This is a genomic window from Streptomyces sp. NPDC029139, assembly GCF_055564335.1.
The window spans coordinates 12,962-27,774 of record NZ_JBVHWN010000006.1 but is presented as its reverse complement, the minus strand read 5'-3'; the positions used below and the strand labels follow the sequence as shown (position 1 = coordinate 27,774).

Sequence of the window (14,813 nt, the reverse complement as noted above, 5' to 3'; positions counted from 1 at the left end):
TCTCAATCATTGAGATTCTTTTCTGTTGAGAGACCTCTGGAGCGCCCATGTCCGGCCCCACGCGATGGGCAGGCCGTCTGCTGCCCCTCGTCCTGCTCGTCCTCTGGCTCGCCGTCGGCGGCGGCCTCGGTCCCTACGCCGGGAAACTCGGTGAGGTCGCCACCAACGACCAGGCCGCCTTCCTTCCCCGCAGCGCCGAGTCCACACGCGTGATCGAGGCGCAACGCGCCTTCCGGCAGGACGAGACGCTGCCCGCGCTCGTCGTCTGGACCTCATCCGACGGCGGCTCGCGCGACGCGGGCGAGCAGATGGCGGGGAAGCAGGCCGCGGCGACGCGGGCGCTCGCCTCGCTCGCGGGGTCGCCCGGCGTCGTGGGCGCGCCGTCCCCGGCCCTTCCCTCCGACGACGGGGAGGCGTTGCGGGGAGTCGTCCAGCTCCGCCCCGACCTCGGTGACGAGCTCACCCCTACTCTTCAGAGGATCGAACAGGCGGCCTCCTCCGTCCCTGGGACGGCCGTATGGCTCGCCGGACCGGCGGCCGCCCAGGCCGATCTGTCCGACGCCTTCGCCGGCATCGACGGGCTGCTGCTCGCGGTCGCCCTGGTCACGGTGCTGCTGATCCTGCTGCTCGTGTACCGCAGCGTGCTGCTGCCGCTGGTGATCATCGTGGGCGCGGTGTTCTCGCTCGGGCTGGCCTGTGCCGTGGTGTACGTCCTCGCCGACCGCGACGTCCTCCGTGTGGACGGCCAGGTGCAGGGCATCCTGTCGATCCTCGTCATCGGTGCGGCCACCGACTACGCGCTGCTGCTGGCCGCCCGCTACCGGGAGGAGCTCGCCCGCCGTGAGGGAGACCGCGTCCCGGCCATGCGCGCCGCGCTGAGGCAGTCCGTCGGGCCGATCACCGCCAGCGCGGCCACGGTCGCGCTCGGCCTGCTCGCCCTGCTGTTCAGCGATCTGACGAACAACCGGGCCCTCGGCCCGGTGGGCGCCATCGGCATCGTCTGCGCCGTGCTGAGCGCTCTGACCTTCCTGCCGGCGGTCCTGGTCCTGCTCGGCCGCGCCGCCTTCTGGCCCGCCCGGCCGCGGTCGGCGGAGGCCGGGGGCGGCCACGGCGTCTGGCGGCGTATCGCCGCACTGGTGGACCGCGCGCCCCGCAAGGTGTGGGCGGGGACCCTCGCCGGCCTCCTCGCCTGTGCCGCCTTCGCCCCGGCCCTCGAGTCCAAGGGCGTGCCGCTCGACGAGATCTTCGTCAACGACGCCCCCTCCGTCGCGGCGCAGGAGACGCTCGGGCGCCACTTCCCCGGCGGGTCCGGCAACCCGGCCGTCGTCATCGCCCGGGCCGACGCCCTGACCCGGGTGACCTCCGCCGCGGAGGACGTCGACGGTGTCGACTCCGCCGCCGCGGTCACCTCCTCCGGGCGGCCGGGCGCGGGGGCGCCGCTCGTCGTCGACGGGCGGGTCCGGGTCGACGTCACCCTGGCGGACGCGGCGGACAGCGACGCGGCCAAGGCCACCGTCGCCCGGCTCCGCGCGGCGATGCACGCGGTGCCCGGGGCCGACGCCCTGGTCGGCGGCTACACCGCGCAGCAGTACGACACCCAGCGGACGGCCGAGCACGACCGGATGCTCATCGTGCCGGTGGTGCTCGCCGTCATCCTGGTCATCCTCGTCGGCCTGCTCCGCTCGCTGCTGCTCCCGCTCCTGCTGGTCGCCACCGTGGCGCTGAACTTCGTGGCCACGCTCGGGGTGTCCGCCCTGGTCTTCGAGCACGTCTTCGGCTTCACGGGGACGGACTCGTCGGTTCCGCTGTACGGGTTCGTGTTCCTGGTGGCACTCGGGGTGGACTACAACATCTTCCTGATGTCCCGGGTCCGCGAGGAGTCCCTGCGCCACGGGGTCCGCGAGGGAGTCCTGCGCGGCCTGACCGCGACCGGCGGGGTCATCACCTCCGCCGGTGTCGTGCTGGCCGCCACGTTCGCGGCCCTCGGGGTCGTTCCGCTGGCGTTCCTCGCACAGATCGCCTTCATCGTCGCGTTCGGCGTCCTCCTGGACACCCTCGTCGTCCGCTCGCTGCTCGTGCCGGCCCTCGTACGGGACCTGGGCCGTAGGGCCTGGTGGCCCGGGGCGCTCAGCCGCTGACGGACACCTCGGACCCGGCCGTCACCGGTCGCCGTCGGCCGGGCCGATGTGTTCGCCGGGCCGCGCGAGATCCTCGACCGCGCCGGCGCCGACCACGGCGCCCGTGGACTTCTTCGCGCGCCGCAGCCTGCGTTCCAGCCGGCCGGCGAAGGTCGTGAGCGCGAAGTTCAGGAGCACGAAGATGACGGCCACGATCGTGAAGCTGGCGATGGTGTTGGCTCCGTAGTTCGCGCTCATCGGGCGTACGGAGGCGAGGAGCTCGGAGAAGCCGAGCATCGCGCCGCCGAGCGCGGTGTCCTTGACGATGACGACGAGCTGGCTGACGAGCGCGGGGAGCATCGCGGTGACCGACTGGGGCAGCAGGACGTACGTCATGGTCTGGCCCTTGCGCATCCCGATCGCCTTGGCGGCGTCGGTCTGGCCGCTGGGCAGGGAGAGGATGCCGGCCCGGACCACCTCGGCGAGGACCGAGGCGTTGTAGAGGACGAGGCCGGTGACGACCGCGTAGAGCGGGCGGTTCTCCGGGCTGATGTCGGTGAACTCGGAGTAGGCGGCGTTGGCGAAGAGCATCAGGATCAGCACGGGGATGGCGCGGAAGAACTCCACGACCGTGCCGGCCGCGCCGCGCACCCACGCGTGCTCGGAGAGCCGCCCGATACCGAGGAGAGCACCGACGGGCAGGGCGATGACCATGGCCAGGGCGGCGGCTATCAGGGTGTTCTTCAGGGCGGGCAGGAGGAAGGTCGTCCAGGTGCGGGAGTCCGTGAAGAACGGGGACCACTTGGCCCATTCCAGCTGGCCCTGGTCGGCGAGGGTCGCCAGGACCCACCAGATCAGCAGGCCGAGCCCGACCAGGAACACGACGGTGTAGAGCACGTTGCGGCGCTTCGCGCGCGGGCCGGGGACGTCGTAGAGGACGGTGGGCCTGACCTTCATCGCTTCACCGCCACCTTCTTGGCCAGCCAGCCGAGGAAGAGGCCGGTGGGGAGCGTGAGACAGATGAAACCGAAGGCGAAGATCGCGGAGATGAGGATCAGCTGGGCCTCGTTCTCGATCATCTCGCGCATGAGCAGCGCGGCTTCGGCGACACCGATCGCGGCGGCGACGGTGGTGTTCTTGGTGAGGGCGATCAGCACGTTGGCCAGCGGTCCGACGACCGAGCGGAAGGCCTGGGGCAGCACGATCAGCCGCAGGATCTGGGGAAAGCTCAGGCCGATGGCGCGCGCCGCCTCGACCTGGCCGAGGGGGACCGTGTTGATGCCGGACCTGAGCGCCTCGCAGACGAAGGCGGAGGTGTAGGCGATCAGTCCGAGGACGGCGAGCCGGAAGTTGATCGTCGTGAAGTCCTGGGCGCCCATGTTGACGCCGAGCGTCTGGAAGAGGCCCAGCGAGGTGAAGACGATGATCACCGTGAGGGGGATGTTACGGACGATGTTGACGTAGGCGGAGCCGAAGCCCCGCATCAGGGGGACGGGGCTGACGCGCATGGCGGCCAGCAGCGTCCCCCAGATCAGGGAACCGATCGCGGAGTAGACGGTGAGCTGCACCGTCACCCAGAACGCTCCCAGCAGGTCGTAGCCTTCGAGGAAGTCGAACACGGGGGCCCACTCACTTGACGACGACACCGATCTTCGGCGCGGGCTCGTTCTGGTACCCGGCCGGGCCGAAGTTCTTCTTCACCGCCGCGTCCCAGGAGCCGTCCGCGACCATCTTCTCCAGAGCCTCGTTGATCTGCTGCTTGAGTTCGCTGCCCTTCTGGACTCCGATTCCGTAGTTCTCGTTGCTCATCTTGAAGCCGGCGAGCTTGAACTTGCCCTGGAACTCGGGCTGCGAGGCGTAACCGGCCAGGATCGAGTCGTCGGTGGTCAGCGCGTCGATGACGCCGTTCTCCAGACCGGTGAGGCACTCCGAGTAACCGCCGTACTCCTGGAGTTGGGCGTCCGGCGCGATCCTCGCCTTGACGTTCTGCGCGGACGTGGAGCCGGTGACCGAGCAGAGCTTCTTGTTGTTCAGGTCCTCGGGCTTGGTGATGGAGTTGTCGTCCGCGCGGATCAGCACGTCCTGGTGCGCCAGGAGGTACGGACCGGCGAAGTCGACCTTCTTGGACCGCTCGTCGTTGATCGAGTACGAGGCCGCGATGAAGTCGACGTCACCGCGCTGGAGCAGCGTCTCGCGGTCGGCGCTCTTCGCCTCCTTCCACTCGATGTCCCCGGGATCGTGGCCGAGCTGCTTGGCGACGTACGTCGCCACGTCGACGTCGAAGCCGGTGTAGGTGCCGTCCGGGGTCTTGAGCCCGATGCCGGGCTGGTCGTACTTGATGCCGACGGTGATCTTGTCCTCGCCGCCGGAGCCGCCTCCCCCGTCGTCGTCGCCGCAGGCGACCAGGGAGAAGGAGAGGGCGAGGGCGGCGGCCGCGGCGACGCCGGCCTGGGTGAGCTTGCGCGGATTCATGGGATCACCCCTGGGGGCTGCTGTGCGCGCTGCGGTCACGGTTCAGTGGTGCAGGATCTTCGACAGGAAGTCCTTGGCGCGGTCGCTGCGCGGGTTGCTGAAGAACTGGTCGGGTGTGGTCTCCTCCACGATCCTGCCGTCCGCCATGAACACCACGCGGTTGGCGGCGGAGCGCGCGAAGCCCATCTCGTGCGTGACGACGACCATGGTCATGCCGTCACGGGCGAGTTGCTGCATGACCTCCAGAACCTCGTTGATCATCTCGGGGTCGAGGGCCGACGTCGGTTCGTCGAAGAGCATCACCTTCGGGTCCATGGCCAGTGCCCGGGCGATCGCGACGCGCTGCTGCTGGCCGCCGGAGAGCTGGGCGGGGTACTTGTCGGCCTGGTTCGCGACCCCGACGCGGTCGAGCAGCTGACGGGCCCGCTGTTCGGCGGCCTTCTTGTCCTTCTTGCGGACCTTGATCTGGCCGAGGGTGACGTTCTCGAGGACGGTCTTGTGCGCGAAGAGGTTGAAGGACTGGAAGACCATGCCGACGTCGGCACGGAGCGCGGCGAGGGCGCGGCCCTCGTCGGGCAGCGGTTTGCCGTCGATGCGGATCTCGCCGGAGTCGATGGTCTCCAGCCGGTTGATGGCCCGGCAGAGGGTCGACTTCCCGCCGCCGGACGGGCCGATGACGACCACGACCTCACCCCGGCCGACGGTCATGTCGATGGACTGGAGCACATGGAGCGCTCCGAAGTGCTTGTCGACGTTCTTCAGTTCGACGAGCGCGTCGGGCATGGCAGCCTCCTGGTTCGCCGCCCCCGCCGTCCACTCTTCTCACGTTCATGCTCCGCCTTCGGCCGAGGTACTGCACGCCGGAGGGCGAGCGGACCGTCGGCCGGGCGCCGGTCCGCCGGGGCAGCGGCCCCTTTGATGAAAACGATTGTCATGATGCTAGGGTCGGTGCACCGTCCACCCTTCGCACCTCCCGTTGGGGCCCTCCCTTGCGCCTGCCCGAAAACCCCCGCATACCCCGTCGCCGCACCCTCTCGGCCCCCCTCGCCGCGGTCACCGCCGCCACCCTGCTGACCGGCTGTTTCGCCGCCTCCGGCACCTCCGCGGACGGCTCCGCCGACGGCCGGCTGCGGCTCGCGATGATGCAGCCGCCGCGCTCCGGCCTCTCGCCCCTGTCGGACGACGCCTTCAAGCTCTCGCGCTGGTCCGCCGCCGAGACGCTCGTCCGCCTGGACCGGGACGGGAACGCCGTCCCCGCCCTCGCCACCGCCTGGAAGCGGACCGACCGGACGTGGACGTTCACGCTCCGCCGGGGCGTCACCTTCCACGACGGCACGGCGCTCACCGCCGCGTCCGTGGTGACCTCGCTGACCGCCGCCGCCGGCGCCTCCCCCAAACCGCGCATCCTCGACGGCGTCGACCTCACCGTCCGCGCCACCGGCCCGCACACGGCCACCGTCACGACGGCCTCGGCGGATCCGCTCGTACCGCAGCGTCTCAGCTCGCCGCAGCTGGCGATTTTGGCCGCCAAGGCGTACCGGGGAAAGACCGTCAGCCCGGTCGGCGCCGGCACGGGACCCTTCGAGCTGGTCAAGGTCGACGGCACCGCCTCCGCGACGCTCGACCGCTACGACGGCTACTGGGGCGGGAAGGCCAAGGCCGCCGGGATCGACGTGAAGTTCGTCCCCGACGGCACCGCACGCGCCGCGGCCCTGCGCAGCGGCGAGGCCGACATCGTCGAGGCGGTCCCGGTCTCCCAGGCCGCGCTGCTCGACCGGAAGCTGATCACCGAGGTGCCGATGCCGCGCACCAACACCCTCTACCTCAACACCGCGTCGGGACCCTTCAAGGATGCCCGGCTGCGCGCGGCGGCCCGCGAGGCGATCGACGCCGGGAAGATCGTCGAGGGCGTGTACGAGGGCCGGGCCGACGTCGCCCGGGGGCTCCTCGGCCCGGCGCTTCCCTGGGCCGCGAAGCTGCGCGGGACCGTGCCCCGCGCCGCGGCGTCCGATCCCGAGGGCGCCCGGATCACCATCGGCACCTTCACCGACCGCGCCGAGCTGCCTGAGGTCGCCCAGGTCCTCCAGCAGCAGCTGCGGGCGGCCGGCTTCACCGTGACCCTCGACGTCCGCGAGTACGCCCACATCGAGGCGGACGCGCTGGCCGGGAAGTTCGACGCCTTCATCCTGTCCCGGGCGACCGTCCTCGACTCCGGAGACCCGGCCGCGTACCTGTTCAGCGACTTCGCGAGCAAGGGGTCCTTCAACCTCTCCCAGCTCTCCGACCCCGCGGTCGACCGGGCGCTGACCACCGCCTCGGGGACCGCGACGGGTGACGCCCGGCGCCGGGCCGTCATGAACGCGGAGGCCGCGGTCCTCGCCACCGACGCCGCCGTGCCCATGCTCCACGAGCGGGTCGTCCAGGGGGACGCGGCCAACGTCAGGGGCGCCGCGCACGACCCGCGCGAGCGCGAGCTCGTCACGCTCGACACCCACGTCGAGTGAGGGCCGCCCTCGCACGCACGGCCGGCCTGGCCGCCGTGCTGACCGTGACGGGACTGCTGCCCTGGCTGTCCGGCAAGGACCCCGCGCTCAGCCTGCTGCGCGCGCGGTCCGCCGAACAGGAACCGACGCCCGAGGCGCTGGCCGCCATCCGCGCCGACCTCGGCCTGGACACCGGACCGCTCGGACTGCTCGGCCGGTGGGCCACCGGTCTGTTCCGGGGCGATCTCGGAACCTCCTGGGTGTCGGGCACGGACGTCCTGCCGTCGGTGACCGCCGGGCTCCAGGTCTCGCTGACCCTCATGGGCACCGCCCTCGCCGTGGCGCTCGTCGTGGGCGGCGCGCTCGCCGCGCCCGTCCTCGTACGGGGCCGGGGCACCGCGGGGACCCTGGCGGCGGTCCTCGGCGCCGTGCCCGAGTTCCTGCTGTCGCTCGGGCTGTTGATCGTGGCGGGCGTGTGGCTCGGCTGGTTCCCCACCTCCGGGTGGGCGGGACCGTCGCACCTCGTCCTGCCTGCGCTCGCCCTCGGCGTCCCCGCCGGCGCGCTGCTCGGCCGGCTGGTCGCCGACGCCCTGCCGTCCGTGCTCGAGGAGCGCTGGGTGGAGCTGTGGCGCGGGGCGGGTGTCGGCAGGGCGTGGATCGCCACCGCCGCCGTCCGCCGTGCGCTCCCGCCGCTGGTGCCACAGTTCGGGATGGTCGCGGTCGGTCTGACCGGCGGCGCGGTCGCCGTCGAGACGGTCTTCGCGATCCCCGGCCTCGGTCGTACGGCTCTGGGGGCGGCCAAGTCCCAGGACCTGCCGCTGCTCCAGGGCACCGTCCTGGCCCTGCTCGCGCTCGGGCTCCTGTCGGGGGCCCTCGCGGCCGCCGTGCGCCGCAGGCTGCTCGGTCCCGCCCTGCGGGACGCGGGCCTCACCCTCCCCGCCGCCCGGCCGGCCATGGTCTCCCCGGCCGTTCCGCTGGTGCTCGGCGCGGTCCTCCTCGCCGTGATCGGCTGGGGGCTGCTGCGCGAGCCGTACGCGATCGACACCGCCGCCCGGCTCGCGGCGCCCTCGTCGGCGCACCCGCTCGGCACCGACGCCCTGGGCCGCGACGTCCTGGCCCGGCTCGGGCACGGCGCCGCCACGACGGTCGGCACGGCCGCCGGCGTATGCCTGCTGGGGTATCTGCTCGCACTCGCGCTCGGCTTCCTGCCGCACCTTGCCTCGGGGCTCGCCGACATCGCGAACGCCGTGCCGCCGGTCGTCGCGGGGATCCTCGTCGCCGCCGCGACGGGCCCGGGCACGGGCGCGGCGGCGCTCGCCGTCACGGTCGTCTCCTGGCCGCCGCTCGCGGCCCATGCCGCCGCCCTGACCCAGGAGATACGCGCCTCCGGCTTCCTCATGGCCCAGCGGGCGATGGGCGCGAGCCCGTTGTGGATCCTCGGCCGGCACGTCCTGCCGTCGGTGGCCGCCCCGGTCGCCCGGCACGCCGTCCTGCGGCTGCCCGGCATCGCGCTGGCCCTGGCCTCGCTCGGCTTCCTCGGGCTCGGCGCCCAGCCGCCGTCCCCCGAGTGGGGGCTGCTGCTCGACGAGTCCGCCGACTACGTCGAGCGGGCTCCGGTGGCCGCGCTGGCCCCGGCGGTCGCGCTCGCGCTCCTCGCCGCGCTCGCCGTCGCCCTGTCGGGGACGACCTGGCGCCGCACACGCGCCCGCGTCCTCACCCGTTCCGTACCACTGCGAAGGAAGGCCACCCGTGTCGCGGTCTGACACCCTGCTCTCCGTGCGCGGGCTGCGCGTCGGGTTCGACGGCGTGGAGGTCGTCCGCGGTGTCTCCTTCGAGGTCCGCGCGGGCGAGGTCCTGGCCCTGGTCGGCGAGTCGGGGGCGGGAAAGTCCCTGACCGCCCGCGCCCTGCTCGGCATGGTTCCGCGTGGGGCGACGGTCTCCGGCGACGTCCTGCTCGGAGGTTCCGCGGTCACCCCGGCCGACTGGGGCCGGCGCATCGCGCTCGTGCCGCAGGACGCCCTCTCCGCGCTCTCCCCCGTCCACCCGGTCGGCGACCAACTCGCGCTCGCCCTCAGGTCGGTGCGGGGCCTGTCGAGGAAGGACGCCCGGCGCCGGGCCGCCGCCGCGCTCGAGGAGGTCGGCATCCCGGGCGCCGCCTCCGGGGCCCATCCCCACGAGTTCTCGGGCGGGATGAGGCAACGCGCCGTGCTCGCCATGGCGTTGGTCAACGAACCGGAGGTGGTCGTCGCCGACGAACCGACCACCGCCCTCGACCCCGGGACGCAGGACAAGGTCCTCGGTCTGCTGCGCGAGCGCTGCGGTGCGCGGGGCGCCTCACTCGTCCTGGTCACCCACGCACTCGACGTCGTCCGGGAGCACGCCGACCGCATGGCGGTCATGTACGCGGGTTCCCTCGCCGAGTACGGGCCGGTGGACCGGGTGCTGGCCCGGCCCCTCGCGCCGTACACCGCCGGGCTGCTGGCCTCCCTCCCCACCGCCCACGGTGTTCCCCGGACGCGGCTGCCCGCCCTCCCCGGCCGGCCGCCGGCACCCGGCGAGCTGCCGCACGGCTGCGCCTTCACCCCCCGCTGCGCGCGGGCCACCGACCACTGCCGCACCGCCCGCCCCGAACCCCGCTCGCTCGACGGGCGCGAGGTCTCCTGCCACCACGCCTCCCCGGAGTCCGCATGAACCCGCTGCTCGACGTCCACGACCTGGTCGTGCGGTACGGGGCGGCCACCGCCGTCGACGGCGTCTCCTTCCACGTGGACGCCGGTGAGACGGTCGGGCTCGTCGGGCCGTCCGGCTGCGGAAAGTCCTCCACGGCGGCGGCCGTCCTGCGGCTGCGCCGGCCGCACAGCGGCACTGTCCGCTTCGACGGGATGGATCTCGCCACGCTCGGCGAGCGGCGGCTGCGCGCGGTGCGGCCACGCTTCCAGCCGGTGTTCCAGGACCCGTACGGCTCCCTCAGCCCCCGGCGGCGGATCCGCGAGCAGATCGCCGAGCCGCTGCGCGTCCAGGGACGCTGGTCGCGTCCCGCGGGACCGGAACGGGTCGCGGAACTCCTCGACATGGTGGGCCTGGACGCCGCCCTCGGGGACCGGCTCCCGCACGAGCTGTCCGGCGGACAGTGCCAGCGCGCGGGAATCGCCCGTGCGCTGGCGAGCTCGCCCGAACTGCTCGTCCTCGACGAACCGGTGTCGGCCCTGGACCCGTCCCTGCGAGCGGGCGTCCTCAATCTGCTGCTCGATCTCCAGGACCGCCTCGGCCTCGGATGTCTGTTCATCTCCCACGACATGGCGGCGGTCCGGCATCTGAGCGATCGCGTGCTCACCATGCGGCGCGGGAAGATCGTTCCGTGACCCCTCTGGCCCGGCTGCTGATCACCAGCCAGTTCGCCTTCAACGTGGGCTTCTTCGCCGTACTTCCCTATCTCGCCGACCATCTGGGCGGGGCCCTCGGGCTGGGTGGCTGGCTGGTCGGGCTGATCCTGGGGCTGCGCACCTTCAGTCAGCAGGGCCTCTTCGTCGTCGGTGGCGCGCTGACGGACCGTTATGGAGCGCGGCCGGTCGTCCTCACCGGCTGCGCCCTGCGGGTGGCGGGCTTCTGCTGGCTCGCCTTCGCCACGTCCACCTGGTCGGTGATGGGGGCCGTGGTCCTGGTCGGCTTCGCCGCGGCCCTGTTCTCGCCGGCCGTGGAGACGGAGATGGCGCGCGAGGCGGTGCGGATGGAGGACGAGGGCGGTCCGGCCCGCACGCGGGGGCTCGCCCTGTTCTCGGCGGGCGGGCAGGCGGGCGCGCTGCTCGGGCCGGTGCTGGGCGCGCTGGCGCTGTACGGGGCGGGGGACGGGGCGGGGGGCGGGCACTTCCGGGCCGCGTGCGCGGCGGGGGCCGTCGTCTTCGGCCTCGTCCTGGCCGGGCACTGGTTCCTGATGCCGGGGGCGGAGCCCACGCGGCGACGGGCCCGGACCGAGTGGCGCCCGCTGGTGCGCAACCGCCGTTTCCTCGGCCTCGCCCTCGCGTACGCGACCTACCTGCTCGCGTACAACCAGCTCTATCTCGCGCTGCCGGCCGAGCTGGACCGCGCCACCGGCTCGCAGCGGGCGCTCGGCTGGCTCTTCGCGCTCTCCTCCGCGCTGGTCGTCGTCGGTCAGCTGCCGCTGGAGCGGTGGGCGGCGGCACGACTGAGCGCGCCGGGCATGGTCCGCGCCGGCCTCGCCCTGATCGCGGGCGCGTTCGCGGCGACCGGCGCGCTGCTGCCGCTGGGCGGCCTGTGGCCCGCGCTCTGCTTCACGGTGCTGCTGACCCTCGGTCAGATGCTGGTGGTGCCGGCGACCCGGGCGTACGTTCCCGACCTCGTCGACGCCGAGCGGCTCGGTCTGTTCACCGGCGCGCTCTCGTCGGTCTCCGGTCTGGTCGTCCTCGCGGGCGCGGCCCCCGCCGGCGCCCTCCTGGAGCACCGGGGTCCGCTGCCCTGGCTGGTCCTGGGCGCGGTGCCGCTCCTCGGGCTGCTGCTCGTCCCGCGCGCGGGGTCCCCCGCCGCCTTCCCGTCGACAGCGCGCGGGTGACCCGCCGCCTTCCCTCGGAAGTGGGCGGGTGACCGCCGCCTGTCCGTCAGACATGCGGGTGGCTCCGCCTGTTTCTCGCGAGCGCGCAGGTGGGCGCCGGACCACCGGACCGGGCGCCGCGCCGTCACTCCACCGGCCCGTCCTCCTCCGCGAGGACCCGCTGGGCCACGGCGAAGGCGGCGTTGGCGGCCGGGACGCCGCAGTACACCGCGGTCTGGAGCAGGACGGCGCCGATCTCGTCGGGGCGCAGCCCGTTGCGGCGGGCCGCGCGCACGTGCAGGGCCAGCTCCTCGAGGTGGCCGTGGGCGACGAGCGCGGTGAGGGTGATCAGGCTCCGCTCGCGCCGCGACAGGGTGGGATCGGTCCAGATCTCGCCCCAGGCGTAGCGGGAGATGAGGTCCTGGAAGGGGGCCGTGAAGGGCGTCTGGCGCGCCTGGGCGCGGTCGACGTGCGCGTCGCCGAGGACCTGACGGCGGACTTCCATGCCCCGCCGCGCTCCACCGTCGGTGAAGTGGCCGCGCAGCGCGGCCAGCACGGCTTCGGGCTGCTCGGCCGGCGCGAGGTGGGAGGCGCCCGCGAGCTCGGTGAGCGTCGCGCCGGGCACCGCGTCCGCGATCTCCCGCAGATGGGCCGGCGGGGTCGCCGGGTCCTCGCGGCCCGCGACGAGCAGTGTGGGCGCGGTGATCGACGCCAGCCGGTCCCGCAGGTCGAAGGCGGCGAGGGCGTCGCAGCAGGCGGCGTACGCGTCCGGGTCGGCCTTCCGGTGGTCGTCGACCAGGGCGGGCACGGTGAAGCCGGGGGTGAACCAGCGGGCGTCGGCGGTTTCGGCGAGTGCGGCCAGTCCCTCGCGCCGGACGGTCGCGGCGCGCTCCTCCCACGGCGCGGAGCCGCCGAAGTGGGCGGAGGAGCACAGGGCCGCGAGGCGCTCCACCCGCTCGGGGTGGTGGGCGGCGAGGTGCAGGCCGACGGCGCCGCCGAGGGAGACGCCCGCGTACGAGAAGCGCTCGGCGCCGAGTGCGTCGGCGAGGGCGAGGACGAGGTCCGCGAGGTCGGCCACCGTCGCCCCGGGGCCGATGAGCGAGGCGGGCGAGCCGCCGTGGCCGGGCAGGTCCCATCGGACGACCCGGTGGGTGACGGACAGTTCGGGGGCGACCGCGTCCCACAGAGCGGTGGAGGTGCCCAGCGAGGGGCCGAGGATCAGCACCGGCGCGGAGGGCGGCCCCTCGACGCGGTGGTGCGGTACCTCGTACGGCGGCGGTGCGGCGGTGGTCACGATCGCTCCAGGGCGCGGTCGGTCAGGGCGCCGGCGGATCCGGTGCCCCGGGCGGGGTCGGTGAGATCGCCCAGGTCCACACCCCGCAACTCCGGCACCTGAGCGAGGAGTTCGGAGAGCGAGGAGCCTTCGGCGGGGACGCGCCGGGCGAGTTCCGTGAGGAGTTCCCTGGCGCGGTCCCGGCCGAGGAGGGGCGAGAGGGCGACGGAGAGCCGCTCGGCGGCGATCAACCCGCCGGTGAGGCCGAGGTGTTCCCGCATGACGTCGGCGTGCACGCGCAGCCCCTCCGCCAGCTCCGCAGTGCCCCGGGCGGCGCCTCCGACGAGGCGGAGCAGGTCGCGCAGGGACTCCCACTCGGCGTGCCAGGCGCCGGCCGGCCGTTCGTCCTCGGCGGCCATCGAGGCGTACAGGACGGCCGCCAGGTGCGGGGCGCGGCGCGCGGCCGAGGCGACGAGCGTCGCACGGACGGGGTTCGCCTTGTGCGGCATGGCGGAGGATCCGCCGCCCGCCCCCTCCGCCACTTCCCCGATCTCGGTGCGGGAAAGGGTGAGGACGTCGACGGCGGTCTTGCCGAGCGCCCCGGCCGTGAAGGCGAGGGCGCCGGCGAGGTCGGCGATCGGGGTGCGCAGGACGTGCCAGGGCAGCGCGGGCGCCGCGAGACCGGTCTCCTGCGCGTAGGCCGCGACGAGCCGTTCGGCGCCGTCGGCCGCCTGGTTCCCGTACGTCGCGAAGGCGGCCAGTGTCCCTGCCGCGCCGCCGAGTTGGGCAGGCAGGCCGTCACGTACGGTACGGAGCCGGTCCCGGGCGTCGAGGATCAGGGAGCGCCAGCCGGCCGCCTTCAGCCCGAAGGTGGTGGGTACGGCGTGCTGGGTGAGGGTCCGGCCGGGCATGGCCGTGTCCCGGTGGGCGGCGGCCTGGGCCGCCAGTGCCCGCTCCGTGCGGGCGAGGTCGTCGAGGACCAGGTTCAGCGTGCGGCGCGCGACGAGCATCGTCGCGGTGTCCAGGATGTCCTGGCTGGTCGCTCCGCGGTGGACGTACGCCCGCCACTCCCCCGGCACGGCCGCGGTGAGGTCGGCGACCAGCGGAATGACGGGGTTGCCGCCGGAGCGGGCGCGCAGGGCGAGGTCGCGGACGTCGAAGCGGGTGGCGTCGGCGGCGGCCGTGACCGCGCGGCCGGCCTCGGCCGGCGCCTGACCGGTGGCCGACTGGGCGCGGGCGAGGGCCGCCTCCGCGTCGAGCAGCGCCTGCAGGAACGCGGCGTCGGCGGTCGCGGCCTCGGCCGGGCCGCCGGCCCGTCCGGGGGCGAGCAGGCCGGCGTCGATGGGCTCGGGTGTCACATGAACTCCAGGAAGACCGTCTCGTCCTCGCCCTGCAGGCGGATGTCGAAGCGGTGGGTGCGGTGCGCGTCGTCGTCGGGCCGTGCCACCAGCGTGGCCCGGCGTGCGGCCGGCAGCGAGTCGAGCAGCGGGTCGGAGCCGTCGCGGAGGTACGCGCGGGTGAAGAGGTGGTGCAGGAGGCCACGGGCGAAGACGCAGACGCTGATGTACGGGAGTCCCGCGTTGCCGGGCGGGAGGGTGTGGAGCGCGTAATGGCCGTCGGCGTCCGTGGCGACCCGCCCGAAGCCGGTGAAGTCGGTGCCGTTGCGGCCGAGGTGGCCGCCGGTCACGGGGTCGCGGCGCATGGAGCCCGGGGCTCCGGTCAGCGAGCCGTCGGGGGCGGCCTGCCAGAACTCGAGGATCGCGTCGGGCACGGGGACGCCTCGGCCGTCGTACACATGACCGTGCAGGACGATCTGCTCCGGGTGTCCGTGCGGCGCTATCCGCTCGCCTTCGGGGAAGGGCAGGGCGAAGCCGTAGAACGGGCCGACGGTGTGGGACGGGGTGGGAAGCAGCGTCATCTCG

At 73.8% G+C, this 14,813-nt stretch carries 13 protein-coding genes; 6 read left to right on the top strand and 7 right to left on the bottom strand.

What is annotated here, in order from left to right:
* Positions 1-47: 47 nt before the first annotated feature.
* Positions 48-2,138 (top strand): MMPL family transporter, encoded by a 2,091-nt coding sequence (locus tag ACZ4VW_RS15915; protein WP_467962584.1) that lies wholly within the window; start codon positions 48-50, stop codon positions 2,136-2,138.
* Positions 2,139-2,159: 21 nt separating this feature from the next.
* On the opposite strand, the gene ACZ4VW_RS15910 is transcribed toward ACZ4VW_RS15915, so the two are convergent.
* From ACZ4VW_RS15910 to ACZ4VW_RS15895, 4 genes are read right to left on the bottom strand one after another with little or no spacing between them, the layout of a single operon-like run.
* Complete coding sequence (locus ACZ4VW_RS15910; RefSeq protein ID WP_467962582.1) at positions 2,160-3,074, bottom strand: amino acid ABC transporter permease; 915 nt, start codon at positions 3,072-3,074, stop codon at positions 2,160-2,162.
* Positions 3,071-3,736: an amino acid ABC transporter permease gene (locus tag ACZ4VW_RS15905; RefSeq protein WP_467962580.1), complete on the bottom strand. Its 666-nt coding sequence runs from the start codon at positions 3,734-3,736 to the stop codon at positions 3,071-3,073. Before ACZ4VW_RS15905 ends, ACZ4VW_RS15910 begins: the two co-directional genes overlap by 4 nt.
* 10 nt (positions 3,737-3,746) lie before the next feature.
* Positions 3,747-4,589 (bottom strand): glutamate ABC transporter substrate-binding protein, encoded by an 843-nt coding sequence (locus ACZ4VW_RS15900; RefSeq protein WP_467962578.1) that lies wholly within the window; start codon positions 4,587-4,589, stop codon positions 3,747-3,749.
* 42 nt (positions 4,590-4,631) lie between these two features.
* Positions 4,632-5,372 carry an amino acid ABC transporter ATP-binding protein gene (locus ACZ4VW_RS15895; protein ID WP_467962576.1) on the bottom strand — a complete coding sequence of 247 codons (741 nt, stop codon included), beginning with the start codon at positions 5,370-5,372 and terminating at the stop codon, positions 4,632-4,634.
* A gap of 212 nt (positions 5,373-5,584) precedes the next feature.
* Between ACZ4VW_RS15895 and ACZ4VW_RS15890 the strand changes: the two genes are divergently transcribed.
* The 5 genes from ACZ4VW_RS15890 to ACZ4VW_RS15870 are packed head-to-tail and all read left to right on the top strand — an operon-like array spanning position 5,585 to position 11,639.
* Positions 5,585-7,093, top strand: a complete 1,509-nt coding sequence (locus ACZ4VW_RS15890; protein ID WP_467963171.1) for an ABC transporter substrate-binding protein — start codon at positions 5,585-5,587, stop codon at positions 7,091-7,093.
* Complete coding sequence (locus tag ACZ4VW_RS15885; RefSeq protein ID WP_467962574.1) at positions 7,090-8,835, top strand: ABC transporter permease subunit; 1,746 nt, start codon at positions 7,090-7,092, stop codon at positions 8,833-8,835. The genes ACZ4VW_RS15890 and ACZ4VW_RS15885 overlap by 4 nt, the downstream gene beginning before the upstream one ends.
* A complete protein-coding gene (locus ACZ4VW_RS15880; RefSeq protein WP_467962572.1) occupies positions 8,822-9,763 on the top strand; it encodes an ABC transporter ATP-binding protein in 942 nt (313 codons plus the stop codon). Before ACZ4VW_RS15885 ends, ACZ4VW_RS15880 begins: the two co-directional genes overlap by 14 nt.
* Entirely contained in the window at positions 9,760-10,434 is a 675-nt protein-coding gene (locus ACZ4VW_RS15875) for an ATP-binding cassette domain-containing protein (RefSeq protein WP_467962570.1), read from the top strand. Before ACZ4VW_RS15880 ends, ACZ4VW_RS15875 begins: the two co-directional genes overlap by 4 nt.
* A complete protein-coding gene (locus tag ACZ4VW_RS15870; RefSeq protein ID WP_467962568.1) occupies positions 10,347-11,639 on the top strand; it encodes an MFS transporter in 1,293 nt (430 codons plus the stop codon). The genes ACZ4VW_RS15875 and ACZ4VW_RS15870 overlap by 88 nt, the downstream gene beginning before the upstream one ends.
* Before the next feature lie 124 nt (positions 11,640-11,763).
* Here ACZ4VW_RS15870 and pcaDC read toward each other — a convergent pair whose 3' ends face one another.
* Genes pcaDC through pcaG form a run of 3 tightly spaced genes read right to left on the bottom strand, consistent with a single transcriptional unit; the run spans position 11,764 to position 14,809 of the window.
* Positions 11,764-12,912 (bottom strand): bifunctional 3-oxoadipate enol-lactonase/4-carboxymuconolactone decarboxylase PcaDC, encoded by a 1,149-nt coding sequence (gene pcaDC / locus ACZ4VW_RS15865; protein ID WP_467962566.1) that lies wholly within the window; start codon positions 12,910-12,912, stop codon positions 11,764-11,766.
* Positions 12,909-14,249, bottom strand: coding sequence for a 3-carboxy-cis,cis-muconate cycloisomerase (gene pcaB, locus ACZ4VW_RS15860; RefSeq protein WP_467962564.1), 1,341 nt, complete (start codon positions 14,247-14,249; stop codon positions 12,909-12,911). The genes pcaDC and pcaB overlap by 4 nt, the downstream gene beginning before the upstream one ends.
* Positions 14,246-14,809, bottom strand: coding sequence for a protocatechuate 3,4-dioxygenase subunit alpha (gene pcaG, locus ACZ4VW_RS15855; RefSeq protein ID WP_467962562.1), 564 nt, complete (start codon positions 14,807-14,809; stop codon positions 14,246-14,248). The genes pcaB and pcaG overlap by 4 nt, the downstream gene beginning before the upstream one ends.
* Between the last annotated feature and the right edge of the window lie 4 nt (positions 14,810-14,813).

Excerpts from the sequence above, each read along its gene's own strand:
- ACZ4VW_RS15895 (WP_467962576.1), bottom strand. The coding sequence starts at position 5,372 with ATGCCCGACGCGCTCGTCGAACTGAAGAACGTCGACAAGCACTTCGGA.
- ACZ4VW_RS15910 (WP_467962582.1), bottom strand. The coding sequence starts at position 3,074 with ATGAAGGTCAGGCCCACCGTCCTCTACGACGTCCCCGGCCCGCGCGCG.
- ACZ4VW_RS15875 (WP_467962570.1), top strand. The coding sequence starts at position 9,760 with ATGAACCCGCTGCTCGACGTCCACGACCTGGTCGTGCGGTACGGGGCG.
- ACZ4VW_RS15900 (WP_467962578.1), bottom strand. The coding sequence starts at position 4,589 with ATGAATCCGCGCAAGCTCACCCAGGCCGGCGTCGCCGCGGCCGCCGCC.
- pcaG (WP_467962562.1), bottom strand. The coding sequence starts at position 14,809 with ATGACGCTGCTTCCCACCCCGTCCCACACCGTCGGCCCGTTCTACGGC.
- ACZ4VW_RS15870 (WP_467962568.1), top strand. The coding sequence starts at position 10,347 with ATGTCTGTTCATCTCCCACGACATGGCGGCGGTCCGGCATCTGAGCGA.
- ACZ4VW_RS15915 (WP_467962584.1), top strand. The coding sequence starts at position 48 with ATGTCCGGCCCCACGCGATGGGCAGGCCGTCTGCTGCCCCTCGTCCTG.